The following is a 24,652-nucleotide window of genomic DNA, read 5'->3' as shown; positions in this document are numbered from 1 at the left end:
GGGCCCTGCCGGGGAAGTCTGGCAGGGTTCTTTTTAACAGCCGCAGAAAGTGTTTTGAGACTGGAAAATCCATGTAGGGTGGGCCAAAATGTGAGAAAAAAAGGCGTTTTACGAAAAACATATCTAATTAATTGATAAATTTTCTTAAAAATATGTTACAAAATCCCCTATTATCATTAAATATATAGTATAATTATATATATTCTAAGTACCAGAAGGGATTTTTCTAGCTCTGTAGAATGTATATACCATAACTGTAATGAATCTCTCTACGGTACAAAGGTGGTGAAACCATGTCCATGTTAGAAGAAATAAAAAATGCCGAGCAGCAGGCAGACGAACTGAAAAAACAGGCGGCTGCAGATGCTCGCAGCACCCTGCGCCAGGCCCAGGAAAAGGCCCACGCCCAGGCTGCAGAAGTATTGCAGGAAGCCCGGAAACGGGCGGCTGAAACGGTAGCGGCTGCAGAAGCTGCGGCCAAGACGGAAGCCGAGGCTGCAATTGCCCAGAAAAAGGGCGAAGCTGACGCTGTGGCTGCCAAGGCCCGGAAGAATCTGCCCCAGGCAGTGGACTATATTATGGAAAAGGTCGTGATCGCATGTTAGTTCCCATGCAAAAGCTGACGCTGTACGCGTTGAAGGCGGATCGCGATGCCCTGTACCTGGCCCTGCAAAAAGATGGCAGTGTCATGCTGGAACCGGAAGAGGACAGCAAAGCCCTGGAGGGTTCCGAAGAAGTCAGTGCCCAGCTGGATAAGGCCGGGCAGACTCTGCGCTTTATGGTGCAGAACGGGGCCAAAAGTGCCCTGTTCCCCCAAAAGGAGCGGGTATCCTATGGGGACTTCTTGAAGAAGAACGATCAGGGGCGGCAGCTCACCGAGCAGCTGGACACCATTGCCGGCAAGATTGCTTCCCTGGAAAGTGAAGCGGCGGCTTTAAGGACCCAGGCGGACAGTCTGGAACCCTGGCTGCAGCTGGACGTTCCTTTGGAGCAGCTGGCTTTTACGGAGACCACCCGGTGCTATGCGGGCTTTTTGCCCGATACCCAGCTGGAAACCGTTCGGGAAGGGCTCAAGGACCTGCCGGTGGAGCTGAGCGTCTATGGCCTCAGTGAAGACGGGCAGGCGGTGGTAATCATCGCCTATCTCAGCGCCGACGAGGAGGTCAAGCACCTGTTAAAGGAAAATGACTTCAGCGAAGCGGTGCTGCCCAAACGCAGCGGTACGGCCCAGCAGGTAAAAGCTGAACTGTTGGAGGAAATCCGCCAGCGGGAAGAGAAGGTGGCAGAGCTCAGAAAGGAAACCCAGGAGCTCGGCGGCCAAAAGCAGCAGCTGGAGCTGTACTATGACCAGCTGTCCGCGGCCAACGCCCGGCTGGCCAACGGCGGGGTAGAAACCGCCAAGGCTTTTAGGGTCCAGGGCTGGGTCCGGAAAGACCGGACAAAGCACGTGGAAGAAGTTATCCGCAGCGTCACCGATGCTTTTGAAATTTCCTTTGCAGACCCGGACGGGGAAATCCCACCTACGGTCCTGGAAAACAATTCCTTGGTCCGGCCCTACGAGTCGGTGGTGGAGCTGTACTCTCTGCCCATGGCTGGCTCCTTTGACCCGGATGCCATTATGGCCCCGTTCCATTTCATCTTCTTTGGGATGATGCTTTCCGATGCCGGGTACGGGCTGGTACTGACCATTATGCTGTACATCGCCATGAAGAAATTCAAACCGGAAGGGTTTGCCGGGAAACTGGCTATGGTCATTTTCTTCGGCAGCATTTCTACCATTATCTGGGGCGCCATGTTTGGCGGCTGGTTTGGTTTGGAATGGAAACCCTTGCTGTTTGTGCCCATGAAAGAGCCCATTAAGATGCTGGCCCTGTGCTTTGGCCTGGGGGTTCTCCATCTGGTTACCGGGATGCTGATCAAAACGTATCTGCTGATCCGGGATGGGGATATGATGGGGGCCATTTGTGATGAAGTGAGCTGGCTGATCATGTTTGCCGGATTCTTTGCCATGGCACTGGTACCGGGCCCCTTGGGCAAGTACCTGGCCATTTTGGGCGCCGCCATCATCATCTTGTTCGGCGGACGGGAAAAGAAGGGCATTGTCAGCCGCCTGCTGGGCGGGCTTCTGAGCCTGTACAATATCAGCGGGTATCTGAGTGACCTTTTGAGCTACTCCCGGATTTTCGCCCTGGGGCTTGCTACCGGCGTTATCGCCATGGTTATCAATACCGTGGCCCAGATGCTGTGGGGGGCTGGCCCAATTGGCATTGTGGCCGCCATCCTGGTGCTTTTTGCCGGCCACTATTTCAACATCATCATCAACGTGCTGGGTGCCTTCGTGCACAGCAGCCGGCTGCAGTATATCGAGTTTTTCGGCAAGTTTTATGAGGCCGGCGGCCGGGCGTTCCTGCCCTTGGCCCTGCGGACCAAATATACAGATATCACGAAATAAAACCTTAAGGAGGATGTAATTATGATTACTTTAGGAACGGCTCTGGCATTTGGCGGCGCTGCCACGGCAGCAGCTCTGGCAGGCGTAGGAAGCGCCATTGGTGTAGGGATTGCTGGTCAGGCAGCTTCCGGCGTGGTCAGTGAAGACCCGGATAAGTTTGGTAACGTTCTGGTATTGCAGGCTCTGCCTGGTACCCAGGGCATTTACGGTCTGTTGATTGCCTTCATCATCATCTTGAATCTGGGGGTTATCAGCGGCGATATCAAGGAATTAACTACGTATCAGGGACTGGCCTTCTTCTTTGCTTCCCTGCCCATGGGCATTGGCGGTCTGCTTTCCGCTATCTACCAGGGCAAGGTGGCTGCTTCCGGTATTTATCTGACGGCAAAACGCCCGGAAGAAACTGGTAAAGGCATCATCCTGACGGCTATGGTAGAAACCTACGCCGTACTGTCCCTGTTGATTTCCTTCATCATGGTGAACGGCATTAAACTATAAGTGAGGTGGACGCGTCGTGGCAGGCGATAAGATTATTCAGAAGATAGAAGAAGAAGCGAAGCAGGACGCGGCAGCCATCGCGGCCGCAGCCCAGGAAAAGGCTGCCAAGGAGGCAGACCGGATTCTGGCCAAGGCCAAGGAAGAAGCAGCGGACGTAAGCGCCAAGGCCCAAACCGAAGCCAAGGAAGCGGCCGTCCGGCAGCAGCTCATTGGTGAGCTGCAATCCCGGAAGGACACCCTGGCCAGCAAGCGGGCTGTGATCCAGGAAGCCTTTACGGAGGCCGCTGCCCGGCTGGCAGCGCTGCCCCAGGCAGATTGGGAAGCCCTGATCACCCGGATTGTGCTGTCCTGCGACCTGGAAGGGCACGAGGAACTGGTGGTTCCCGCCAAGGACCGTGCCATTTATGAAGGCGGGTTTTTGAAGAAGCTGAACAAGGAACTGCGGCAGCAGGGGAAAGAGGGCGACCTGAAGCTGGCTCAGGATGCGGCTGCTTTTGACGGCGGCGTGCTGATCCGGGGCAAGAGCTGTGATTACGATGGCTCTTTTGCCACCTTGCTGCAGGATGTGCGTGATCAGGAGGAATATCGCGTAGCAGAGCTTCTGTTTGGCGCGGAGGTGAAGTAAGATGCCCCAGCCCAGTTATGAATATGCCCTGGGCCGCATCAGTGTTCTGTCCACCCATCTCCTTACAGCAGCGCAGCTGCGCCGGATTGCCGAAGCAGGCAGTTCCCAGGAAGCCATCAAGCTGCTGATGGAAACCGGGTATGGTGAAAACCAGACCACAGAACAGGAAATCGCCCTGGGTGAAATTGATTTGATTATCCGGGAACAGCTCCAGCTGACCCGGAAACGGATTCAGGAAATTACTCCGGATCCGGAACTGACAGGCTTGTTTTTGCTGCCGGTGGATACCCACAACCTGAAGGCTCTTTTGAAGGCCCGGCTTTTGGGGACTTCTGCCGACGACATTCTGCGGGAGGGCGGAAACTTTTCCCTCCAGGACCTGAAGGATATGGTCCAGACCAAGTATTACGAAGATCTGCCCCCCATCTACCAGCATACGCTGGAAGCTATTGAGGGAGAACTGAACCGGGAACCGGATCCCTTCCTGCTTAGCGCCAAATTGGACCAGGCCATGTTTGCCCAGGCCCAGGAAGTACTGGACCGGAAAAAGGAACACGGCTTTATCCGGGAGTACTTTTCCCTGTGGGCGGACTTTACCAATACCCTGAGCCTGATCCGGGCTCAGAACCTGCACTGGGACGTGGCCAAACTGCGTCAGGTGCTGATTGCCTGCGGGGAAATTCCCCTGAAGGTGTTTGAGGAGAGTTTGGACGTACCGGCGGAACAGCTGGGCGCCAGCCTGGGACAGGGTTCCCACAAGGGGGAACTGATTCAGGCCATCAACGAATATGCCCAGACCAACGAGCTGGGTGTAATCCCCAAACGGATGAAGGAAGGCCTCAGCCTGATCATCCGGCGGGCCAAATGGGATACCCACACCCTGGGCCCCATTGTGGGCTACCTGATGGCCCGGGAAACCGAGGCGGAAGCTCTGCGGCTGATATTCGGCGGACTGCAGGGCGGCTTTGAAGTAACGCTGCCGGAGGTCTATGCGTAAGGGCCCGGAAGCTTGGGAGGATGAAAATGGAAAAAAAGAAAATAGCAGTGATCGGTGATCCCAGCTCCGTTATGATCTTCAAGGCCGTTGGTTTTGACGTGTTCTACGAAGAAGAACAGGAAAAAATAGAGCGCAGGATCCACAAGCTGGCGGATGCCGGGTATGTGGTCATCTACATTACGGAAACCGCTGCCCAGAAAGCCAAAGCAGTGATTGACGAATACGCTGCCGCTACCTTTCCTGCCATCATTCTCATTCCCAGCGGCAATAAGTCCCTGGGCTTGGGTATGCAGCGTGTTCGGGAAAACGTGGAAAAAGCAGTGGGCGCCGATATTCTGTTCAAGGAAGGGTAGGGATAGATTGTGAGTGGAAAAATCGTAAAAGTATCCGGCCCGCTGATTGTTGCTGAAGGCATGAAGGACGTGGAACTCCATGATATGGTCCGCGTCAGCGATAAGCATTTGATCGGTGAGGTTATCGAATTACGGGATGATAAAGCCTCCATTCAGGTATACGAAGAAACGGCCGGCCTGGGACCGGGGGAACCGGTGGAATCCACCGGGGTGCCCATGTCCGTAGAACTGGCACCTGGCCTGATCGAAAGTATTTTCGACGGGATCCAGCGGCCGCTGGAGGAAATCTATAAACTGGCCGGGGATAGAATCAGCCGGGGCATTGATGTGCCCAAGCTGGACCGGCAGAAAAAATGGGAGTTCGTGCCCGTGGCCAAAGTCGGAGACGAAGTGTCCGGCGGGGACGTGATTGGTACCGTCCAGGAAACCCCGGCCGTACTCCATAAGGTCATGGTGCCTCCTGGCAAGGGCGGCACGGTGGAATGGGTTTACCAGGGGGAAGCCACCATCCTGGACCCGGTGTACAAACTGAAAGACAAACAGGGCAAGGTCACGGAATACCCCATGCTCCAGGTATGGCCGGTACGGGTGGCCCGTCCTTATAAGGAAAAGCTGCCTCCGGATGAACCCATGGTAACCGGGCAGCGGGTTATCGATACCCTGTTCCCCATTGCCAAGGGCGGCGTGGCAGCAGTGCCCGGGCCTTTCGGCAGCGGCAAGACGGTTATCCAGCACCAGCTGGCCAAGTGGGCCGATGCAGATATTATCGTCTACGTAGGCTGCGGCGAACGGGGCAACGAAATGACCGACGTATTGAACGAATTCCCGGCCCTGAACGACCCCCGCACCGGGCTGCCGCTGATGAAACGGACGGTGCTGATTGCCAATACCTCGGATATGCCGGTGGCCGCCCGTGAAGCTTCCATTTATACGGGCATTACCATTGCCGAGTATTACCGGGATATGGGCTACAAGGTGGCCATTATGGCCGACTCCACTTCCCGTTGGGCAGAAGCCCTGCGTGAAATGTCCTCCCGGTTGGAAGAAATGCCCGGTGAAGAAGGGTACCCGGCGTACCTGTCTTCCCGTCTGGCAGAGTACTACGAACGGGCCGGCGAGGTGGAATGCCTGGGCAAGGATGACCGGGTAGGCGCCGTTTCTGCCATTGGGGCCGTATCCCCTCCTGGCGGCGATATTTCTGAACCGGTTTCCCAGGCTACCCTGCGGATTGTCAAGGTATTCTGGTGCCTGTCCTCTGCCCTGGCCTATGCCCGGCATTTCCCGGCCATCGACTGGCTGCAGAGCTACTCCCTGTATTCCGATCGGCTGCGGGCCTACTACGACAAGCACGTGGCGCCGGACTGGTCCAAACTGGTGGGCACCACCATGGAAATCTTGCAGGAAGAATCCAGCCTGAACGAAATCGTCCGCCTGGTAGGTATCGATGCCCTGGGCTTCAAGGACCGGATCACCATGGAATGCGCCCGGTCCATTCGGGAAGACTTTTTGCACCAGAACTCCTTCCACGAAGTGGATACGTACACTTCCCTGGAAAAACAATACGACATGCTGAAGCTGATCATTACCTGGTACGAACAGGCTTTGGAAGCCATGACCAAGCATGTGAACCTGGATAAGATCATTGAAATGCCTATCCGGGAAAAGATTGGCCGTGCCAAGTACATTCCGGAAAGCGAACGGAAGGAAAAGTTCGCCGAACTGAACAAGGAATTGGAACAGGCCTTTGCAGAACTGACGGAAGAGGGTGACGACAATGCGTAAAGATTATAAGACCATTCGCGAGGTAGTCGGCCCTCTGATGCTGGTGGACCAGGTACAGGGTGCCACCTACGATGAACTGGTGGAAATCCACCAGGAAAACGGGGAAGTCCGCAGCGGCCGTGTGCTGGTAATCGACGGGGACAAGGCCCTGGTACAGCTGTTTGAAAGCTCCCAGGGGCTGCGCCCGGCTACGGCCAAGGCCCGTTTCCTGGGCCACGGCATTCAACTGGGGGTATCCCCCGATATGCTGGGCCGGGTATTCGACGGCATGGGCCGCCCCATTGATGGAGGCAAGCCCATTATTCCGGAAAAGTTCCTGGATATCAACGGGGAACCCATGAACCCGGCTGCCCGGGACTATCCTTCAGAATTTATCCAAACCGGGGTCAGCGCCATTGACGGGCTGAACACCCTGGTCCGGGGCCAGAAGCTGCCGGTATTCTCCGGTTCCGGTCTGCCCCACGCCCAATTGGCTGCCCAGATTGCCCGGCAGGCTAAGGTACTGGGCACCGGCGAAAAATTCGCCGTAGTGTTTGCTGCCGTAGGGATTACCTTTGAAGAAGCCAACTTCTTCATGCAGGACTTTAACCGGACCGGCGCCTTGAGCCGTGCGGTGATGTACATCAACCTGGCCAACGACCCGGCTGTAGAACGGATTGCAACGCCGCGTATGGCCATTACCGCTGCTGAATATCTGGCCTTTGAGCTGGATATGCACGTACTGGTTATCATTACGGATATTACCAACTACGCCGACGCCCTGCGGGAAGTATCCGCTGCCCGTAAGGAAGTGCCCGGCCGCCGGGGCTATCCTGGCTACCTGTACACGGACCTGGCTACCATGTACGAACGGGCCGGCCGGATCAAGGGCAAGAAGGGGTCCATTACCATGATTCCGATCCTGTCCATGCCGGAAGACGATAAGACCCACCCCATTCCCGACTTGACCGGGTACATTACCGAAGGGCAGATTATCCTGTCCCGGGAACTGTACCGGAAAGGGCTGACGCCGCCGATTGACGTGCTGCCGTCCCTGTCCCGGCTGAAAGATAAGGGCGTGGGCAAGGGCAAGACCCGGGAAGACCATGCGGATACCATGAACCAGCTGTTTGCTGCATACTCCCGGGGCAAGCAGGCCAAGGAACTGGCCACCATCTTGGGGGATTCGGCCCTGAGCAAGGTGGATAAGCTGTACGCCAAATTCGCCGACGCTTTTGAACGGGAATACGTATCCCAGGGCTACCAGACCAACCGCTCTATTGAGGAGACTCTGGACCTGGGTTGGAAGCTTTTGGGTATCCTGCCCAGATCCGAACTGAAACGTATCCGTGATGAATATCTGGACAAGTACTACAAACCGGCGGATGGCAGCGAGGGGGAATAACCCATGGCTACAAACGTAAACCCTACCCGGATGGAGTTGACCCGGCTGAAGAACCGGCTGGCCACTGCCGTTCGGGGACATAAATTGCTGAAGGACAAGCGGGACGAAATGGTGCGGCAGTTCATGATCTACATCCGCCGCAACCATGAACTCCGGCAGAAAATGGAAAAAGCCCTCCAGAACGTTTCCCGGCATTTCGGGATGGCCAAGGCCCATATGGGGGCCCTGAGCGTCAACGAAGCCCTGCTGTACCCGGCACGGAGTGCCGAGTTTGAAGTGGGCCGGAAGAACGTGATGAGCGTGGAGGTGCCGTCCCTGAAGTACACCGGCAACACGGCGGACGATGCTGCGTCCATTCCCTATTCCTTTGCTTTTACGGCGGAGGAACTGGATACGGCCGTAACGGAACTGACCACCCTTTTGCCGGAACTGTTGGAACTGGCAGAGGTGGAAAAGACCTGCAATATGCTGGCAGATGAAATCGAAAAGACCCGCCGGCGGGTTAACGCCCTGGAATACGTGATGATTCCGGAAATGCAGGAGAGCATCAAGTATATCACCATGAAGCTCAGCGAAAACGAAAGAGCCAGCACGGTGCGCCTGATGAAGGCCAAGGAAATTATGGCCAAGCAAGCGTAGGGTGCCGGAAAATAAGAGGCTGGGAAAAAATGAGGTTTCATTTTTTCCCAGCCTCTTTTGGATTTTGCACTAGGAGGTGCAGCATGTCACTCAACGAAACAAGCAAATTCCTGGCGTTAATCCTGCGGCATAAGCCGAAGGTAATCGGCATTACCTTGGACCGGCACGGCTGGGCCAAGGTGGAGGAGTTGGTTGCAGGAATTGCCAGGCAGCAGCTTTTTGACCGGGCGATGCTGGAAGAAATCGTGCGCACGGACAGCAAGCAGCGCTATTCCTTTAACGAGGACCATACGCTGATTCGGGCCAACCAGGGGCACTCCCTTCCCGTGGACGTAGAACTGGCAGAAAAGACGCCGCCGGAAGTGCTGTGGCACGGCACCGGTGAAAAGTATACCGCGTCCATTGAGGCCCAGGGCCTGATACCCAAATCCAGGCTGTATGTGCATCTGTCCGGGGACTACGCAACCGCCGTGAAGGTGGGGGCCCGCCACGGCAAGCCTGTGGTTTACCGGGTTGCCGCGGGAGAAATGCAGAAAGCCGGCTTCCGGTTTTATCAGTCTGTAAACGGGGTGTGGCTGACCAAAGGTGTGCCTGCCCAATATTTAAAGCGAACGGCGGAGGCAGATTAACAGATTTGGACGAGCTTGGTGTATAGGAAGCTGGGCGAAGGGCACAGGGCGCTAAGAAGTTAGAACGCAGAACGTGCAGTAAAGGGGACTGTGCTCTAAAAGGGGTAAATTGTGGTAGAATAAGGAAACACAGTTTGACAAAGTAAAGGAGGCAGCAAGCGTTGGCAACCACGTTTAATTTTCGTCCGGAGCGGGGCCAGGGGCCCTTGTACCGGCAGCTGGCCAGCTATTTCCGGCAGGAAATCCGGGAAGGGCGGCTGCTGCCCCTGGAGTTCCTGCCCAGCATCCGGAAGCTGAACCGGGACCTGAAGCTGAGCCGGACTACGGCGGAGGCGGCCTACGAAATCCTCATTGACGAGGGCTACGTCCAGAACCTGCCCAGCCGGGGCTACCAGGTGGTGGATACCGGGAGGATTCCTGCCCCTAAAAAGGTACGGCCCCAGTGGGCTAGGGCGGAAAAAGAGAAAAAAGCGCCTCCTGTGCTCTATAATTTTTCTAATAATTACATTGATACGTCCACCTTCGATACGGTGCTGTGGCGGCGCTGCCTGAACAAGGTGCTGCATAGTCCTGGGGCGCTGGCCGGCTACGGGGACCCCCAGGGGGAACCGGTACTGCGGGAGGTCCTGGCCCGGTACAGCTACAGTGCCCGGGGCGTAGTGTGCACTCCGGAACAGATCCTGGTAGGGGCCGGCCTTCAGGCCCTTTTGGTGATTCTGCTGTCCATTTTGCCGGTGGAGCCCAAACGGGTGGGACTGGAGGCACCGGGCTTTCCCCAGGCGGAGCAGGTATTCCACCTGCTGGGCTGGGAAACCCAGACCTTTGACCCTGGGGACCCCAAGGCGGACTGGCCGGGGCTGCTGATGATCTCTCCCGCCAACCCCTACAAGGGGCGGGCCCTGACAGAACGGGAACGGAATAACCTGATTGTGGCCACCCAGCTGGAGCGGGTGTATCTGCTGGAGGATGACTACAATGGGGAATTCCGCTACCTGCATCAGCCCACCCCGGCCCTGCACAGCTTTGGCAACCGGGAGCAGATCATCTACGTAGGGTCTTTTTCCCGGACCCTGCTGCCTTCCCTGCGGATCAGCTACCTGGTGCTGCCGGAAAAACTGCTGCCGGCCTACCGGGCGGTGGCAGCCCGCTACAACCAGACGGCATCCACCATGGAACAGCTGGCCCTGGCCCAGTATATTGAGGACGGGCATCTCACCCGGCACGTGAAAAAGCTGCGGACCCGGTACCGGGAAAAGAGTCGGCAGCTGCGCCAGGCCCTCCAGGAAGTGTTTGGGGAGCTGGTCCTGCCCATGAGCTACGGGTCCGGGCTTCACCTGCACATTGCCCTAAGGCTGCCGGGCACGGCGGCAGAATTGGCCCAGCAGGCCCTGAAGCAGGGGGTGCGGATTATTCCTGTCCAGGGAACGCCGGAGGGGCAGCCCCCGGAGTTTCTCCTGTCCTTTGCGGGGATTGGGGAAGATAAGATCCGGGACGGGGTAAAGGCTTTGTACCGGGCCCTGGTACCGGAAAAATAGCGGCCGGGTACATTGTGTTTCCCTACTGTTCTAGGGTATAATGGAACAAAATATAGTATATAAGAAGTAAATTGTAAGCAAGAAGAAGTTACCTGTAAGCAAGGAGGTGCGGCGATGCATAAAAAATGGGAGGCAGCTGCCTTGGCCCTGGCTCTGACGCTGCCCATACCGACCGTTCAAGCCGCCCAGTATTTTGCCCCGAAATATGGATTTTCCCAAAACGGCCAGCTGCAGCCGGCCCTGACAGTGGAATTTACCAAAGGGGTGCCCCGGCAGATTTCGGCTATTTTGACGGGGACGCCCGGCAGTGAGCGGGTCATGGCGCTGGCCTGGCAGAACGACCAGAATATCGGCCTGGTGGCCTACCCAAAGGGTGTGGACTATGCCCTGTATAAATTGAAATTTCGTCCCGGCAAGGAAGATTTGCTGATTCTGAGCTACGGCAAGCACGGGGTGGGGCGGACCCACCTGAATGAAGTGTCCGTGATTGGTGAGGACGCCCTGGGTGTGGTACGGCCCCTGCCCGTAGTGGGCTTTGAGCCGGTAGATGTATTCAATTCGCCGCTGCAGATCCGCCAGAATCAGGCTGTGCTGTTCCTGGAAGACGCGCCTCACGTGCTGACCTTATCGGCAGATGGGGCGATGGGCTACCTGGTGGATGTGGAATAAATAAGGAGGAACCTGCATGAGTTTGTCTGAATTATATAAGGGCTGCCGGACCTACCGGCGCTTTACCCAAAAACCGGTGCCGGAGGAGCTGTTGCATACGCTGGTGGACACGGCCCATACCCGAAGCTGCGGCCGCAACGGCCAGCCTTTACGGTTTATCGTGGTAAAAAGCCCGGAAAACGTGGCTGCTATGCAGCCGCTGGTGCGTTGGGCGGCGGCGCTGCCCAAGGCCATCGGCACCCCTGTCCAGGGAGAACAGCCCACGGCTTTTGTGGTGGTACTCCGGGAAAACAATGCGGGGCCGCTAACCAATGTGGACTTGGGCATTGCCCTGGACACTATGGCCATCTGCGCCTGGGAACAGGGCGTAGGCAGCTGCATTATGGCAGCTGTGGACCGGAAAGCCATTGGGGAGCTCCTTTCTGTGCCGGAAGGCTGGGAAGTGAATATTGTGCTGGCCCTGGGGTATCCCAGCCACCAAAGCACCCTGGTGGAGGCCCAGGAGGGCAGCAGCCTGGATTACTATGTGGACGAGAAACGGGATTACTACGTGCCCAAGCTGAAGCTCAAGGACGTGGCCCGGTTCTGCTGAAACGGTAGGCCCTGGGAAAAACAGAACCCAGGGCCGGCAAGGAGTACAAAATGATCTATGATACAGCCATTATCGGCGGAGGTCCTGCGGGCCTGAGTGCTGCCGTTACGGCAGCCGCCCGGAACCTGTCCGCCGTGTTATTTGACGCCGGGGATTTTGCCCCGGCACTGCGCAAATCCCACAGTATCAAGAACTACCTGGGTATGCCGGACCAATCCGGCAAGGCGCTGATGGACGCCTTCCTGGCCCACGCCAAGGAAGGGGGCGCTGTGGTGGTGCCCCACAAGGTGCTCAGCGTCATGAGCCTGAAGGACCATTTCTACCTGGCGACTCCGGGGGATATTTACGAAGCCAAAACTGTCATCCTGGCTCCCGGGGTGGCCCACGGCAAGGGCCTTACGGGAGAAGCGGATTATCTGGGACGGGGCATCAGCTACTGCGCTACCTGCGACGGGAATTTCTATAAAGGAAAACATATTGGGGTCATCACCACCCTGGAATCTGGCTGGGAAGAAGTGCTGTTTTTGGCTTCTTTGGCGGCAGAAGTGGACGTTTGGGCCACATATCCCGTGCCGGCCTTTACGGAAAAGAATATCCGCATCCGGACGGGGAAACCCACCGCCGTGGAAGGCGGGGACAAGGTTACCGCCCTTAAAACCACGGAAGGCACGGAACCGGTGGACGGTATTTTTATCCTCCGGGAAACGGATCCTTTGGAAAAGCTGCTGCCGGGCCTGAAACTGGACGGCCGTTTTATTGCGGTGAACCGGCAGATGGCTACCAGCGTGGACGGGGTATTTGCTGCCGGGGACTGCACCGGCCTGCCCTGGCAGATCAACAAGGCCGCCGGGGAAGGGCAGGTGGCCCTGCTCTCTGCGGCTTCGTGGCTCCAGGAGCACCGGCAATGACCGGGGAAAGGCGGCTCCAGGCAGGATTACTAGCGGCACTTCTTGCTGCCAGCCTGCTGACGGGCTGCGGCAGCAGTACCGGGAGCCAAAGCACTGCCTCCAGTAAGGGGACGGAAGCGGCCAGCACCCAGGAAAAACTTCTGACCAGCCCGGCCCCCAGCCAGGAAACCAAGACCTTGGCTCCTGGGGAAGGGGAACGGGGCGCCCGGGTGGAATTTGTGACCCGGGAACACAAGATGGAACGGATTACCTTTTCCGGGGGCTATCTCCGGACCCTGCCGGAAGAAAAGCCGGATACCATTATGCGGGCGGCCCCGGCGGGCAGTCTGGGAATGATTTTTGGGAAACGGGAAATCAACGGCCTGGAATGGGCCAAGGTGGCTACCCGTGATGGGGTCACCGCCTGGTACGCGGCGCCGGCCCGGGAAGGGGCACTAAAGGAAGACAAGCGGCCGCCGCTGCAGATTGCGGAAAATGTTTACCGCAGCACCTATCCCCAGGTAACCGGGGAAGTACCGCCCCGGGTCCAGGACCGGATCAACCAGGAGCTGGGCAATTACTACTCGGTATACCGGCACGTTATCGGGCCGGTGGGGGGCGAGCTCCAGTGCAAGGTGACGTATAACCGGCGGGGGCTGCTGAGCCTGGTATTTACCGGCAAGCCCATCCGGTACCGGACCTATCCGGTGTCCGAGGTGAACAACCTGGCCAGCTGGTCCCAGCTCAAAAAATACGTGTACGTTTCCCCCTTGATTGGGGGTTCGGACCCCAATTCCCTAACGGCCGAGCGGACGGATCTCCAGTACGGCATGGTTTTTGACCTGAATACGGGGAGCCGGCTGACCTACGAGTATTTTCTGGGAAAGAACCGGGAAGCTGCGGTAAAAGAGCGGCTGGCAGAGCTGGGCAGCGATGCCCGGCTGGACCCGGACAATTTTTACGTGGATGACCAGGGAAAACTCATTGCCCTGGCCAGTGTCCAGCAGCCGGAGCCGGGACGGGTTCCCTTAGACCTGTCGGATCTGGTGGTGCGGGACTATTAAAACAAAATCAAGCCTAAGGAGAGGGTAACCATGGATCAGGCCATGTCCGCCAATTGGAAGCGGACTTTCGGGGTCCTTTGGATCTGTGTTTTTCTGGTATGCGCCAGCTATACCATGGTAGTGCCTTTCCTGCCGTTATTTCTGGTGCAGGAGCTGCACCTGCCGGCGGCCAATGCCAAAATGTGGTCCGGGGTGATTATCGCCGTGACCTTTGTCCTGGCAGGGGTGATGGCACCCTACTGGGGTGCCCGGGGCGATGTGTCCGGGCAGAAAATCAATGCCATCCGGGCCGGGGTGGGGCTGACCTTCTGTTATGCCGCTACGGCCCTGGTAACGGACCCCTGGCAGCTTTTGGGGGTGCGGGTGCTGATGGGCATCATCAGCGGGTTTGTTCCGGCCTGTATGGCCATGGCTTCCTACATCCTGCCGGAAAGCCGGATGGGGTGGGGCATGGGCCTGATGCAGACCGCCAACTCCAGCGGCAGCATTATGGGGCCGCTTTTGGGGGGCTTTCTCAGCAGTCTGTTTGGTATGCGGATGTCCTTTATGGTGGCGGCGGGGTCTTTGGGCCTGGCGGCTCTGGCATTGGTGTTTCTGGTACCCCGGGACCATCCCAAAGGGCCATCGGCTGCCGAAGCCAAGCAGGGGATGTTCCAGCAGCTGGGGGGCATGCTCACCCAGAAAACCTTGTTTGGCATCCTGCTGCTTTTTGCCCTGGTAAAGGCCTGCATTATGGTGGTGCAGCCGCTGCTGACCATTTATGTCAACGACCTGCTCCAGGGGGCTCCGGATGTGGTGACCATTTCCGGGGTAATCCTGTCCCTGGCAGGAATTGCCGGTATTGTGGCCGCTCCCTTCTGGGGCACCCAGGGGCATACCTACGGCTGCAACCGGGTCCTGTCCCTGGTGCTTTTCAGTGCCGGGGTTATGGACGTGGCCCAGTATTTCGGCCACAACATTTGGATTTTTGCCATTCTGTACTTTGTCTACGGCCTGTTCCTGGCAGGAGCAGCTCCCAACCTGTACACCAGCATGACCCAGGAAACTCCGGTTTCCCAGCGGGGCAAGGCCTTTGGCCTGGCTACGGCAGCGGACCAGCTGGGCGGCGCCATCGGCCCCTTGGCCGGGGGCTTCCTGGGAGCCTTTATGACCATTGGCCAGATTCTGGCCCTGACCGGGCTGGTGCTGATGGTGGGCGGAATTTACGTGTATCAGTCAAAAGTACGGAAACAGCCTGTGGTATCTTGACGGCTTGCCGTCTATAAATAAAAAGGAGATGCAATATGAACAGAAAAGTACATTTTCACACAACGTTAGGGGATTTCACTGCGGAAATTTTTGAGGATAAGGCGCCTATTACGGCTGCCAACTTTCTGAAATTGGTGGAAGAAAAATTCTATGACGGCATTATTTTCCACCGGGTTATCGATGACTTCATGATCCAGGGCGGGGACCCTACTGGTACCGGCCGGGGCGGCTCCAAGGACGTGATTCGGGATGAATTCGGTCCTGGCCTGGCCCACGACAGCGAGGGCATCCTGTCCATGGCCAATGCCGGCCCCAACACCGCCAGCAGCCAGTTCTTCATTACCCTGGTTCCTACGCCCTGGCTGAACGGCCATCACGCCATTTTCGGCAAAATCACCGAAGGTATGGATGTGGTCCACAAAATCGGCTCCACGGCTACGGACTTCAGTGACCGTCCCCTGGAAGACGTTGTGATGGAAAAGGTTGAAATCGTAAAATAATGGCAGCCTACGTGTATATGATCCGCTGTGCCAATGGATCGCTGTACACCGGGTGGACCACTGACCTAAAGCGGCGCCTGGCCCAGCATCAAGCGGGGACAGGCGCTAAGTTTACCCGGGGCTTCAAGGCGGTGGAAATGGTCTATTTTGAGGAAGTTTCCAGCCGGGAAGATGCCTTGAAACGGGAGTATGTTCTAAAACATTTAAAGAAAGCGAGGAAAGAGGAGCTGGTTCGATGCTTTACGGGAAAACTTCAGAAAATTACATGAATACAGCCCCTTTTTCTTGTACTTTTGCTTGTAAAAGCAGTCCTGTTATGCTAGAATGATTCTCAGAGAAAGCGGACTTACTGAATGTTGAACGCAAAGTATCACAGATAGGTGGATCGTTTTTCGCAATATTTTTTAGGAGGCCAAGTAATATGACTGGCAAAGTAAAATGGTTTAATGCTGAAAAGGGTTATGGTTTCATTGAACGCGAAGATGGCGGCGACGTATTCGTACATTTCTCCGCAATCCAAGGCGACGGTTTCAAAACCTTGGAAGAAGGCCAAGCTGTTGAATTCGATGTAGTCGAAGGCAACCGCGGTGAACAAGCTGCGAACGTTGTTAAGCTGTAAGATATAGCATCTGAAGAATAAACAACCAAGCAATGAAAGGGGTGTCGCAGAAATGCGATACTCCTTTTTTCTATGCCTGGGGTGGGTGAGCCCTGGGCGGCGCATACTGTCATTCTATAACAATCAGAAACAGCGCCGGGGAAACTGCCTGGAAGGGCAGCAGACCTGCGCAAACAGAAAGGGGAATTGGACAATGGCTGCGTACGGAATGGAAGGAAAGCGGGGCGTCATCAGCGGCGGTACCTCGGGTATCGGCCTGGCGGCAGCCCAGCTGTTGGTGAAGGATGGTGCGGAAGTGATTCTCATTGGCCGGGATGCCCAAAAGGGTGCCCAGGCGGTGGAAAGCCTAAGCGGCGCCGGCAAGGCCCGGTTTGTCCAGGCAGATCTCAGCACAGTGGCCGGCTGCCAAAGTGTGGCGGCAGCCCTGGAAGGCCAGAAACTGGATTTTCTGGTGAACTGTGCCGGGATGTACCAGGAACGGATGCTGGACCGGCTGACGGAAGAAGATTATGACCAGGTAATGAACCTGAATGTGAAAGGAACGGTGTTCCTGACCAAGGCCCTGCTGCCGCTTATGCAGGAGGAGGGCCCCTCGGTGCTGAATATTGCCTCTGACGCGGCTTTGGAGGGCAACTATGGGTGCAGCGTCTACGCAGCCTCCAAAGGGGCTGTGGTGGCCTTTACCAAGTCCCTGGCCCTGGATCTGGCGCCTTGGGTGCGGGTGAACTGCCTGTGCCCCGGGGATGTGGAAACGCCCCTGGTGCGCAAGCAAATGGAAGAAGGCGGCTACACCATGAGTGCCATGGCTTCCATCTATCCTATGGAACGGATTGGCCAGCCGGAAGAAGTGGCCCATATGATCTGTGCCATCCTGTCGCCTATGAACAGCTTTATGACCGGCGCTGTAGTCAGCGTGGACGGCGGACTGACGGCAAAATAGGAGGCGCCACATGGAGAAAAAATTAACGAGAGCCAATGCGTTGTTTATCGGTTCCATGCTGTTTGGCATGCTGTTTGGGGCCGGCAATCTGATTTTCCCGGTGCATATGGGGCAGTTGGCGGGCTCCAATTTCTGGTCCGCCAACTGGGGCTTCATTTTTACCGGGGTATTTATGCCCTTCTTTGCCCTTTTGGCCATTGGGCTTACCGGAAGTTCTGGGGTGGAAGAACTGGCGGGCAATGTGCATCCCATCTTCGCCCGGATTTTTACCATTTTGCTGTATTTGACCATCGGGCCGGCTTTTGCCCTGCCCCGTACAGCCACCGTATCCTTCCAGATTGGGGTGGTGCCCTTTTTGGGGAGTACCAATCCCACAGTGGCCCTGGCCGTATTTACCTTTGTGTTTATGGCGGTGGCCCTGGCCTTTGCCCTGAAGCCTTCCAAGCTGATTGTGTACATCGGCAAATGGCTGAACCCGGCCTTTTTGACCTTCCTGTGCCTTTTGGTGTTGGCCGCCCTGCTGCACCCCATGGGGTCCGTGGCCATGATTGCACCCCAGGGGGATTACAGCGGCCATGCCTTCCTGACCGGTTTTAAGGAAGGGTACAACACCATGGACGTTCTGGCCATGTTGGCCTTTTCCGTTATCGTGGTGGATACCATGCATAACCTGGGGGTCACGGACCGGAAAACGGTTTCCCGGGACATTATCAAGGTGGGCGTGATTGTAGTAATCCTCATGAGCCTGATCTACACCATGATTACCTGGCTGGGTACTTCCAGCATGGGCAAGCTGGCCCTTTCTGCCAACGGGGGCATTGCCCTGGCCCAGATTGCCCAGTACTACTTTGGCCCCTTGGGCGGCCTGCTCCAGGCTGTCATCGTGACCCTGGCCTGCCTGAAGACGGCCATCGGCCTGATTTCCGCCTGCTCCGATACCTTTGCGGAATTCTTCCCCATGAGCCTGGGCTATAAGGGCTGGTGCGTGGCTTTTGCCGTGATTGCCTTCCTGGTAGGCAATGTGGGGCTGACCCAGATTATTGTGCTGGCCATTCCTATTTTGATGTTCCTGTATCCCCTGGCCATTACCCTGATTCTGTCTTCTTTTGCCCGGGCTTTGTTTGGCCAAAGCAAGCGGCTGTACCGCTGGCCCATGGTGCTGGCCGGAATCGCTGCCTTTGGGGACGCCCTGAGCGCACTGCCCCAGGGCCTGGCCAATTCTCCCCTGGTGCTGCAGATTCTCGGCTATTACAAGATTCTGCCCCTGTTCAGCCTGGGTATGGGCTGGGTAGTGCCCACCTTTGTGGCCCTGCTGCTGGCCATTATCAGCGTGAAGCTGGTGGGCGACCGGGCGTGATTTTGCGTTCTTTTGGGGAAAAGTGTATAATAGTAAGGTAAATAACAATCATCCAGGGATGATATTTCATACGAGGAGGGATTTCCCATGCAAAAAATTATCATTGCGGCTGCAGTAATGAGCCTGCTGCCCCTGACCCTGGCCAGCGCATCTCCGCTTGCCAAAATCGCCCCGGGAGCAGCCCAGATCGATGCCAATGTTACGGTGGGCACCCATTTGGAAGGCCAGAAAGACGGCCATTCCGTGGACTTCGACGGTGATACCCGGTACCGGGCAGGTGCTACGGTAGGCATTGCGGACAATTTGGGTCTGGACTACACGTATGCAGCGCACGAAGGCAACGAAAATGCATCGGTGCAATCCCACCAGGTAAACCTGGTTTATCAATTTAACCCCTATCTGTACGGCTTCGGCGGCTATGTACGGAACCGGGCCAAACTCCATGGCTACCATGACAACACCAGCGGTTATCAGGTAGGCGCCATTGGCCGGCTGCCCATTACGGACAAGACCACGGGCTGGGCCAAGTTTGGCATCGGCAACACCATCACCCAATACGAAGTGGGCGTGGGCTATGCCTTTACCGATAACTGGGAAGGCAATATTTCCTACAACGACAGCAAGTACAAGGATTTCTCCGGCGATATTGATGCCAAGACCCACGGTGTCAACGTAGGCGTATCCTACAAATTCTAAAAGCTGCGGCGCAAGCGTCTTTTCCGGCTCCTGCAAAGGGGCAGGAAAGGGCGCTTTTTTGCGTCCAAAAGAAAAAGGCCCCGCCCGCAGGCAGGACCCAGAAACAGCTTTGGTGCGATTGGCGCGAGTCGAACGCGCGACCCTCTGCTTAGGAGGCAGATGCTCTATCCATCTGAGCTACAACCGCATAACGCATCTATTATACCAATTCTGAGAAAAAAGTTCTACTTTTTTAGGCCAATGCCTTTTCAACTGCACAGGAATCAAGTATACTAAAAACAATCATGCAAAAAAATACACAAATCAGAAAAAGGAGAACTCATGAAAATCGTAACTGAACTGGCCCTGTTGTTCAGCCTGTGTCTTATCAGCGCAGGCATTACCCACCTGCTGCCGGTGGCCATGCCGGCCAGCGTGGTAAGCCTTCTGCTGCTGACCCTGCTGCTGTACCGGAAGGTCATCAAACCGGAACAGATCCGGGGCGTTGCCACCTTTCTGATGGGCAGCATGGGCATCTTTTTTGTGCCTGCCCTGGTGGGAACCGTGGAATATCTGGAAACCCTGAAGGCCTATTTGCTGCCCTTTGCGGTGGTAACCCTGGTGACCACGCCCCTGGTGTATTTTGTTACGGCCTGGACCATCCAGCTGGTGCTGAAGTTCCGGGACAGACAGGAGGTGCCCCATGCTTAGTTCCTTTGCCAGCAATCCGTTCTTTGGCCTGGCACTGACCTTTGCCTGCTGGGCCCTGGGGCTGAAAATCCAGAAAAAGACCGGCCTTTTGCTGCTGAACCCGGTACTGGTGGCAGCGGTGCTGATTGTGGTGGTGCTTACGGTTTTTGGTATCTCCTTTAAACAATACAATGTAGGGGGCTCCCTGGTGTCCCTGATGCTGGGACCTGCCACGGCGGTGCTGGCGCTCAATATCTACCAGCAGCGGGAAATTCTCCATAAGAATTTTCTTCCGGTGGTGATTGGCTGCACGGTGGGCTGCCTGGTCAGCATTGGCGCGGCCATCCTGCTGTGCCGGCTTTTTGGCACCAACCAGGTGTTTTCCATTTCCATGCTGCCCAAAAGCGTGACCACGGCCATTGCCCTGGGCATATCGGAAAGCGGCGGGGGCATTCCGGGAATCACCGCGGCAGCGGTGGTGTTTACCGGCATTGAAGGGGCGGTGATCGTTCCCTGGCTGGCCAAGCTGTTCCGCATAACCCATCCGGTAGCGGAAGGGGTGGCCATCGGGGCCTGCAGCCATGCCATCGGCACCAGCAAGGCCCTGGAAATCGGCAAGGTCCAGGGGGCCATGAGTTCTATTTCCCTGTGTGTCTGCGGCATTTTGACCACGGGGCTGATGCTGTTTTTTGGCTGAAGCCAGCAATAAGCGTAGGATAAAAAAGATAATTTTGTTACAAGAAATTGTAATGAAATTATCTTTTTTGCATATTTATCCAATTTTGTTGCTATTTCCAGGGATACAGTATAGAATAAAAAATACTCATTATAATTATCATTATCCATTACAAGGAGGCGTACCTATGGAAATCACAAGGGAAGCCATCGAACAGGCGGTGGAGTCCTACCGCCAGGAAATGCTGGACTACTGGAAAGAGCTGGTGAATTTTCAGGCCGGCAGCAAAGAAGGAGAGCGCATGTTTGCTCTGCTGAGCCAGGTCAATGCCAAATTAAACCGGGAAGGCTTTGCCAGTGAACTGCTGCCCACGGGCAGCCCCATTCCGCTTTTGCGGGCGTACCTGGGCAAGGAGCGGCCGGGCAAACCTATTTTGCTTAGCGGCCACTTGGACACAGTATTTCCCAACGGCAGCTATCCGGAAAATCCCTTTACCATCCGGGACGGAAAGGCCTATGGCCCCGGGGTCAATGATATGAAGGGCGGCATCGTCATGGCCATTTACCTGGCCAAGGTGCTGGACAAGCTGGGGTATGCTAAGCATCCCTTCAAGCTGGTTTTTGTCGGGGACGAGGAAACCACCCATATAGGTTCCCAGGCCGATGTGCTGCTGGCCCAGGAGGCGGAAGGCTGCCTGGCGGCGTTTAATTTTGAAACGGGCCGGATGGACAACGGGCTTACCGTGGGCCGGAAAGGCTGCATGGACGTGTGGATTACGGTAACCGGCAAGGCCGGCCATGTGGGCAACGCCTATGCGTCTTCCAGCAACGCCATTGAGGAAATGGCCTACAAGATTGTGGAGCTGCGGAAGCTGACCAACCTGGATTTAGGGCTGATTGTCAGCACGGATATTATTTCCGGCGGTACGGTGTCCAATGCGGTGGCGGACCACTGCCGGATTGAGGTGGACTGCCGCTACGACTTCAATGCGGATAAGCCCATGCTGGAAGAAAAAATCAAGGAAATCTGTGCCCGGACCTATGTGCCCGGTACGACTACGGAAGTGCAGTTTGTGTCCAGCATGCCGGTGTTTGAAAAGACGGCGGGCAATGAGCACCTCCTGGACCTGGTGAACCAGGCTGCCCAGGAATTTGGCCAGCCAGCCTTTGGCCCGGCCCACCCCGGCGGCTGCTCCGATGCGTCCTTTATGGCCAAGGCAGGGATTCCCATCCTGTGTTCCTGCGGGGTGCAGGGGGACGGAGCCCATACCAAGCATGAATTTGCCAATGTAGAAACGATGTTTACCCGGACCAAGCTGCTGGCAGCAGCCATTTGCAAGTTATAACCATTTTGAGGGGGAGTCCACTGTGAGTGAAGAAACGAAGACGGTGCCGGAAAAGCCCGTCAACAAAACCTTATCGGTACCCAGTCCGATTCTGATTATTGCCTTTATCCTGTTTTTAAGTGCGGTGGCCAGCTACATCATTCCTGCCGGGATTTTTGACCGGGTAAAAGATGCGGCCAGCGGCCGGATGGTGGTGGATCCCAACACCTTCCATTTTATTAAGCAGCATCCGGTGGGCATCTTTGAAGCCTTTATGTCCATTCCCAAGGGCATCAAGGGAGCCAGCGAAATTGTGGGCTTCCTGATGATCATCGGCGGCGCCCTGAACGTAATGGCCGCTACCGGTACCATTCACGCGGCCATGGGCCATGTGGTGCGGAAAATGGCGGGCCGGGAAATCCTGATGGTACCCGTGATCATTACCGTGTTCAGTATGCTCAGTTCCTTTGCCGGGTGCAGCGAAGAATACATTGCGTTCCTGCCCCTGATTCTGTCCGTCAGCTATGCCCTGGGGTTTGACTCCATTACGGCAGTGGCCCTGGTGCTGGCTTCTGTAGGCACCGGCTACGGCGCTGGGGTGACCAACGCCTTTACCGTAGGGGTGGCCCAGAGTATTGCCGGCCTGCCCATGTTCTCTGCCATCCAGGTGCGTATGGTGATGCTGGTCATCCTGATTCTGGTGAGTATTACCTACGTGATGCATTACGCCAGAAAGGTCAAGAAAAACCCGGAAAGCAGCCCCATGTATGAACTGGACAAGATCTACAAGGAAAAGCTTAATATCGAGGAAGACGAAAATGCCCATGTGGCCCTGACCAAACGGCATACCTTGGTATTGGTGGGCTTTGTGGCCACCATCTGTGCGGTGCTGGTAGGGGTTATCAAGTTTGGCTTCTACATTGAAGAACTGGCTGCCCTGTTCCTGATGCTGTCGGTGTACGCCGGCGTGGTAGGGGGACTCAGCCCCAAGGGCTACTCCGATGCCTTTGTAGCCGGGGTCAAGAATATGGCCCTGCCCTGCCTGATGGTCAGCATGTGCCGGGGCGTGACCATTATCATGACGGATAGCAAGATTTTGGACACCATTATCTTCTATCTGGCTGGCGCCCTGAACCTGCTGCCCCATTACCTGATGGGCTTTGGCATGTTCATCGTCCAGGACCTGTTCAATATTGTGGTGCCTTCCGGTTCCGGTCAGGCTGCCATCACCATGCCCATTATGGCGCCTTTGGCGGATCTGGTGGGCATGACCCGGCAATCGGCGGTTATGGCCTTCCAAATGGGGGATGCGTTTACCAACTGCATTACCCCTGCCAGCGGGACCACTATGACCATCCTGACCATAGCTGGGGTGCCCCTGAAGAAATGGTGGAAGTTTGCGGTGCCCATGGTGGGACTGTGGTGGATTGTGGCCTTTGGGGTCATGAGCTACTGCACCGCCGTAAAATTGGGACCCTTCTGAGGCCTAAAACTCTATAGACAGCAAAAGAGGGTGTGAAATAATGAAACTTCTATCGTCGTTCGTTCCTTATTACCTTCAACATTTATGGTGTGCTCCCCGTCAAGTAGACAGTTCCTAATAATATAAACCTCTACGCCGCCATTTGGTAGCTATTATGTTTTTGCATAGGGGTCAAACGGCCCAAATTCCGCTGCAAACGGCCACTGTTGTAATACTCCATGTAGTTATTAATCATCGTTACCAAAGCTTTACGGCTGTCGAAGTCACGAGTATAGTACCGTTCTCTTTTCAGCATGCCCCAGAAGCCTTCCATCGGGCCATTATCAATGCATTTTCCTATCCGTGACATACTCTGCGTCATACCAGCATCTAGAATCATCTTGCGGAAATCCCTGCAGGTGTATTGGAATCCCCGGTCAGAGTGAAACAGGGGATGCGCGCCAGGGTTTTTCAACAATGCCTTATTGAAGGTATTGAATACCAAATTTTTATCGTTCCGGTTGCTTATCACATAGGAAACAATTCGTCTGTCATACAGGTCAATAATCGCGCTCAGATATACCTTATGCACAACTACCCCCTCATAGTAGTGAAATTCTGAGACGTCAGTACACCATTTCTGGTTAGGGGCATCGGCTTTAAATTCCCTATTCAAGATATTTTCTGCAATGTATGCAGGATCTATTGCACGCTGGGTGCAGCCCTTAGGGGCATATTTAATCGTAGACTTTATATTTATCACTCGACAAAGATGAAGAACGCGACCGTCACCAATTGCTATTGGTTTCGTGTCAGGATAGATCTTCTTATTTGGGGCTCGTAAGTCATCAGCTATTCGTCTGTACCCTTTAGCTGGGTCAGCCTTGTATATCTCTTCTATTCTTTTAGCAATTTCCTTGTCGTCAATTTCGCGTGCTGAAGGCTCTCTATGAAGCCATTTGTAGTAGCCGGCCCGGGACACTTTTCCCAATTTGCACAGGCCAAGAATAGGGTAATTCTTTTCAGCGTGCAGTTCTTTAATGGCTTCATAAATG

Annotated in this window: 27 protein-coding genes and 1 tRNA gene; 26 read left to right on the top strand and 2 right to left on the bottom strand. The window is 55.8% G+C overall.

Annotation, left to right across the window (positions count from 1 at the left end; genetic code table 11):
* Positions 1-299 precede the first annotated feature (299 nt).
* The 22 genes from LKE88_RS08230 (at position 300) to LKE88_RS08125 (ending at position 19,466) form a co-directional block, all read left to right on the top strand.
* Entirely contained in the window at positions 300-605 is a 306-nt protein-coding gene (locus LKE88_RS08230; RefSeq protein WP_276803316.1) for a hypothetical protein, read from the top strand.
* Entirely contained in the window at positions 599-2,452 is a 1,854-nt protein-coding gene (locus tag LKE88_RS08225; protein ID WP_276803315.1) for a V-type ATP synthase subunit I, read from the top strand. Before LKE88_RS08230 ends, LKE88_RS08225 begins: the two co-directional genes overlap by 7 nt.
* Positions 2,453-2,473: 21 nt before the next feature.
* Complete coding sequence (locus tag LKE88_RS08220; RefSeq protein ID WP_105326439.1) at positions 2,474-2,950, top strand: V-type ATP synthase subunit K; 477 nt, start codon at positions 2,474-2,476, stop codon at positions 2,948-2,950.
* A 16-nt stretch (positions 2,951-2,966) separates the two neighbouring features.
* On the top strand, positions 2,967-3,575 hold the full coding sequence (locus tag LKE88_RS08215; RefSeq protein WP_276803314.1) for a V-type ATP synthase subunit E: 609 nt from the start codon (positions 2,967-2,969) through the stop codon (positions 3,573-3,575).
* Position 3,576: 1 nt separating this feature from the next.
* Positions 3,577-4,572 (top strand): V-type ATPase subunit, encoded by a 996-nt coding sequence (locus LKE88_RS08210; RefSeq protein ID WP_276803312.1) that lies wholly within the window; start codon positions 3,577-3,579, stop codon positions 4,570-4,572.
* A 26-nt stretch (positions 4,573-4,598) separates the two neighbouring features.
* A complete protein-coding gene (locus LKE88_RS08205; RefSeq protein WP_105326436.1) occupies positions 4,599-4,925 on the top strand; it encodes a V-type ATP synthase subunit F in 327 nt (108 codons plus the stop codon).
* A gap of 6 nt (positions 4,926-4,931) precedes the next feature.
* Positions 4,932-6,707, top strand: a complete 1,776-nt coding sequence (locus tag LKE88_RS08200; protein WP_353937264.1) for a V-type ATP synthase subunit A — start codon at positions 4,932-4,934, stop codon at positions 6,705-6,707.
* Positions 6,700-8,091: a V-type ATP synthase subunit B gene (locus LKE88_RS08195; protein WP_105326434.1), complete on the top strand. Its 1,392-nt coding sequence runs from the start codon at positions 6,700-6,702 to the stop codon at positions 8,089-8,091. Before LKE88_RS08200 ends, LKE88_RS08195 begins: the two co-directional genes overlap by 8 nt.
* 3 nt (positions 8,092-8,094) lie before the next feature.
* Positions 8,095-8,730, top strand: a complete 636-nt coding sequence (locus tag LKE88_RS08190) for a V-type ATP synthase subunit D (protein WP_105326433.1) — start codon at positions 8,095-8,097, stop codon at positions 8,728-8,730.
* Between the two features lie 83 nt (positions 8,731-8,813).
* Complete coding sequence (locus LKE88_RS08185) at positions 8,814-9,359, top strand: RNA 2'-phosphotransferase (protein WP_276803309.1); 546 nt, start codon at positions 8,814-8,816, stop codon at positions 9,357-9,359.
* Positions 9,360-9,520: 161 nt separating this feature from the next.
* Positions 9,521-10,894 (top strand): MocR-like pyridoxine biosynthesis transcription factor PdxR, encoded by a 1,374-nt coding sequence (pdxR, locus tag LKE88_RS08180; RefSeq protein WP_105326431.1) that lies wholly within the window; start codon positions 9,521-9,523, stop codon positions 10,892-10,894.
* A gap of 114 nt (positions 10,895-11,008) precedes the next feature.
* Complete coding sequence (locus LKE88_RS08175; RefSeq protein ID WP_276803308.1) at positions 11,009-11,563, top strand: hypothetical protein; 555 nt, start codon at positions 11,009-11,011, stop codon at positions 11,561-11,563.
* A gap of 16 nt (positions 11,564-11,579) precedes the next feature.
* Complete coding sequence (locus tag LKE88_RS08170; RefSeq protein WP_276803306.1) at positions 11,580-12,155, top strand: nitroreductase family protein; 576 nt, start codon at positions 11,580-11,582, stop codon at positions 12,153-12,155.
* A gap of 50 nt (positions 12,156-12,205) precedes the next feature.
* The gene (locus LKE88_RS08165) at positions 12,206-13,063 is read left to right on the top strand and encodes an NAD(P)/FAD-dependent oxidoreductase (protein ID WP_276803304.1); all 858 of its coding nucleotides are present in this window, start codon (positions 12,206-12,208) and stop codon (positions 13,061-13,063) included.
* The gene (locus LKE88_RS08160; RefSeq protein ID WP_105326427.1) at positions 13,060-14,106 is read left to right on the top strand and encodes a hypothetical protein; all 1,047 of its coding nucleotides are present in this window, start codon (positions 13,060-13,062) and stop codon (positions 14,104-14,106) included. Before LKE88_RS08165 ends, LKE88_RS08160 begins: the two co-directional genes overlap by 4 nt.
* A 30-nt stretch (positions 14,107-14,136) precedes the next feature.
* Positions 14,137-15,354 (top strand): MFS transporter, encoded by a 1,218-nt coding sequence (locus LKE88_RS08155; protein WP_105326426.1) that lies wholly within the window; start codon positions 14,137-14,139, stop codon positions 15,352-15,354.
* Between the two features lie 35 nt (positions 15,355-15,389).
* Entirely contained in the window at positions 15,390-15,854 is a 465-nt protein-coding gene (locus tag LKE88_RS08150; protein ID WP_105326425.1) for a peptidylprolyl isomerase, read from the top strand.
* Positions 15,854-16,123 carry a GIY-YIG nuclease family protein gene (locus tag LKE88_RS08145; protein ID WP_105326424.1) on the top strand — a complete coding sequence of 90 codons (270 nt, stop codon included), beginning with the start codon at positions 15,854-15,856 and terminating at the stop codon, positions 16,121-16,123. Before LKE88_RS08150 ends, LKE88_RS08145 begins: the two co-directional genes overlap by 1 nt.
* A 152-nt stretch (positions 16,124-16,275) precedes the next feature.
* Complete coding sequence (locus tag LKE88_RS08140; RefSeq protein ID WP_105326423.1) at positions 16,276-16,473, top strand: cold shock domain-containing protein; 198 nt, start codon at positions 16,276-16,278, stop codon at positions 16,471-16,473.
* Positions 16,474-16,666: 193 nt separating this feature from the next.
* On the top strand, positions 16,667-17,413 hold the full coding sequence (locus LKE88_RS08135; RefSeq protein WP_276803300.1) for an SDR family NAD(P)-dependent oxidoreductase: 747 nt from the start codon (positions 16,667-16,669) through the stop codon (positions 17,411-17,413).
* 10 nt (positions 17,414-17,423) lie between these two features.
* A complete protein-coding gene (gene brnQ, locus LKE88_RS08130; RefSeq protein WP_105326421.1) occupies positions 17,424-18,770 on the top strand; it encodes a branched-chain amino acid transport system II carrier protein in 1,347 nt (448 codons plus the stop codon).
* An 87-nt stretch (positions 18,771-18,857) separates the two neighbouring features.
* A complete protein-coding gene (locus tag LKE88_RS08125) occupies positions 18,858-19,466 on the top strand; it encodes a porin family protein (RefSeq protein ID WP_105326420.1) in 609 nt (202 codons plus the stop codon).
* 110 nt (positions 19,467-19,576) lie between these two features.
* Here the strand turns inward: LKE88_RS08125 and LKE88_RS08120 are convergent.
* Positions 19,577-19,653: transfer RNA gene (locus LKE88_RS08120), tRNA-Arg, on the bottom strand.
* 134 nt (positions 19,654-19,787) lie between these two features.
* Between LKE88_RS08120 and LKE88_RS08115 the strand changes: the two genes are divergently transcribed.
* From LKE88_RS08115 to LKE88_RS08100, 4 genes are all read left to right on the top strand, one after another.
* Positions 19,788-20,156, top strand: a complete 369-nt coding sequence (locus tag LKE88_RS08115; RefSeq protein WP_105326419.1) for a CidA/LrgA family protein — start codon at positions 19,788-19,790, stop codon at positions 20,154-20,156.
* A complete protein-coding gene (locus tag LKE88_RS08110; RefSeq protein WP_276803298.1) occupies positions 20,149-20,832 on the top strand; it encodes an LrgB family protein in 684 nt (227 codons plus the stop codon). Before LKE88_RS08115 ends, LKE88_RS08110 begins: the two co-directional genes overlap by 8 nt.
* Positions 20,833-20,998: 166 nt before the next feature.
* Complete coding sequence (locus LKE88_RS08105; RefSeq protein ID WP_105326417.1) at positions 20,999-22,156, top strand: M20 family metallopeptidase; 1,158 nt, start codon at positions 20,999-21,001, stop codon at positions 22,154-22,156.
* 22 nt (positions 22,157-22,178) lie between these two features.
* Positions 22,179-23,618, top strand: a complete 1,440-nt coding sequence (locus LKE88_RS08100; protein WP_118286770.1) for a YfcC family protein — start codon at positions 22,179-22,181, stop codon at positions 23,616-23,618.
* Positions 23,619-23,748: 130 nt separating this feature from the next.
* Here the strand turns inward: LKE88_RS08100 and LKE88_RS08095 are convergent, their stop codons facing one another.
* Positions 23,749-24,639, bottom strand: coding sequence for an IS3 family transposase (locus LKE88_RS08095; protein WP_255419934.1), 891 nt, complete (start codon positions 24,637-24,639; stop codon positions 23,749-23,751).
* Positions 24,640-24,652 lie beyond the last annotated feature (13 nt).

Origin of the sequence: Acidaminococcus hominis, assembly GCF_022484025.1 — a bacterium.
Classification (GTDB): Bacteria; Bacillota; Negativicutes; order Acidaminococcales; family Acidaminococcaceae; genus Acidaminococcus; species Acidaminococcus hominis.
This window is presented reverse-complemented; position numbering and strand designations above follow the sequence as displayed.

Coding starts and splice junctions, on each gene's coding strand:
- LKE88_RS08230 (WP_276803316.1), top strand. CDS start 300: ATGTTAGAAGAAATAAAAAATGCCGAGCAGCAGGCAGACGAACTGAAA.
- LKE88_RS08225 (WP_276803315.1), top strand. CDS start 599: ATGTTAGTTCCCATGCAAAAGCTGACGCTGTACGCGTTGAAGGCGGAT.
- LKE88_RS08220 (WP_105326439.1), top strand. CDS start 2,474: ATGATTACTTTAGGAACGGCTCTGGCATTTGGCGGCGCTGCCACGGCA.
- LKE88_RS08210 (WP_276803312.1), top strand. CDS start 3,577: ATGCCCCAGCCCAGTTATGAATATGCCCTGGGCCGCATCAGTGTTCTG.
- LKE88_RS08205 (WP_105326436.1), top strand. CDS start 4,599: ATGGAAAAAAAGAAAATAGCAGTGATCGGTGATCCCAGCTCCGTTATG.
- LKE88_RS08195 (WP_105326434.1), top strand. CDS start 6,700: ATGCGTAAAGATTATAAGACCATTCGCGAGGTAGTCGGCCCTCTGATG.
- LKE88_RS08190 (WP_105326433.1), top strand. CDS start 8,095: ATGGCTACAAACGTAAACCCTACCCGGATGGAGTTGACCCGGCTGAAG.
- LKE88_RS08185 (WP_276803309.1), top strand. CDS start 8,814: ATGTCACTCAACGAAACAAGCAAATTCCTGGCGTTAATCCTGCGGCAT.
- LKE88_RS08175 (WP_276803308.1), top strand. CDS start 11,009: ATGCATAAAAAATGGGAGGCAGCTGCCTTGGCCCTGGCTCTGACGCTG.
- LKE88_RS08170 (WP_276803306.1), top strand. CDS start 11,580: ATGAGTTTGTCTGAATTATATAAGGGCTGCCGGACCTACCGGCGCTTT.
- LKE88_RS08165 (WP_276803304.1), top strand. CDS start 12,206: ATGATCTATGATACAGCCATTATCGGCGGAGGTCCTGCGGGCCTGAGT.
- LKE88_RS08160 (WP_105326427.1), top strand. CDS start 13,060: ATGACCGGGGAAAGGCGGCTCCAGGCAGGATTACTAGCGGCACTTCTT.
- LKE88_RS08155 (WP_105326426.1), top strand. CDS start 14,137: ATGGATCAGGCCATGTCCGCCAATTGGAAGCGGACTTTCGGGGTCCTT.
- LKE88_RS08150 (WP_105326425.1), top strand. CDS start 15,390: ATGAACAGAAAAGTACATTTTCACACAACGTTAGGGGATTTCACTGCG.
- LKE88_RS08145 (WP_105326424.1), top strand. CDS start 15,854: ATGGCAGCCTACGTGTATATGATCCGCTGTGCCAATGGATCGCTGTAC.
- LKE88_RS08140 (WP_105326423.1), top strand. CDS start 16,276: ATGACTGGCAAAGTAAAATGGTTTAATGCTGAAAAGGGTTATGGTTTC.
- LKE88_RS08135 (WP_276803300.1), top strand. CDS start 16,667: ATGGCTGCGTACGGAATGGAAGGAAAGCGGGGCGTCATCAGCGGCGGT.
- brnQ (WP_105326421.1), top strand. CDS start 17,424: ATGGAGAAAAAATTAACGAGAGCCAATGCGTTGTTTATCGGTTCCATG.
- LKE88_RS08125 (WP_105326420.1), top strand. CDS start 18,858: ATGCAAAAAATTATCATTGCGGCTGCAGTAATGAGCCTGCTGCCCCTG.
- LKE88_RS08115 (WP_105326419.1), top strand. CDS start 19,788: ATGAAAATCGTAACTGAACTGGCCCTGTTGTTCAGCCTGTGTCTTATC.
- LKE88_RS08110 (WP_276803298.1), top strand. CDS start 20,149: ATGCTTAGTTCCTTTGCCAGCAATCCGTTCTTTGGCCTGGCACTGACC.
- LKE88_RS08105 (WP_105326417.1), top strand. CDS start 20,999: ATGGAAATCACAAGGGAAGCCATCGAACAGGCGGTGGAGTCCTACCGC.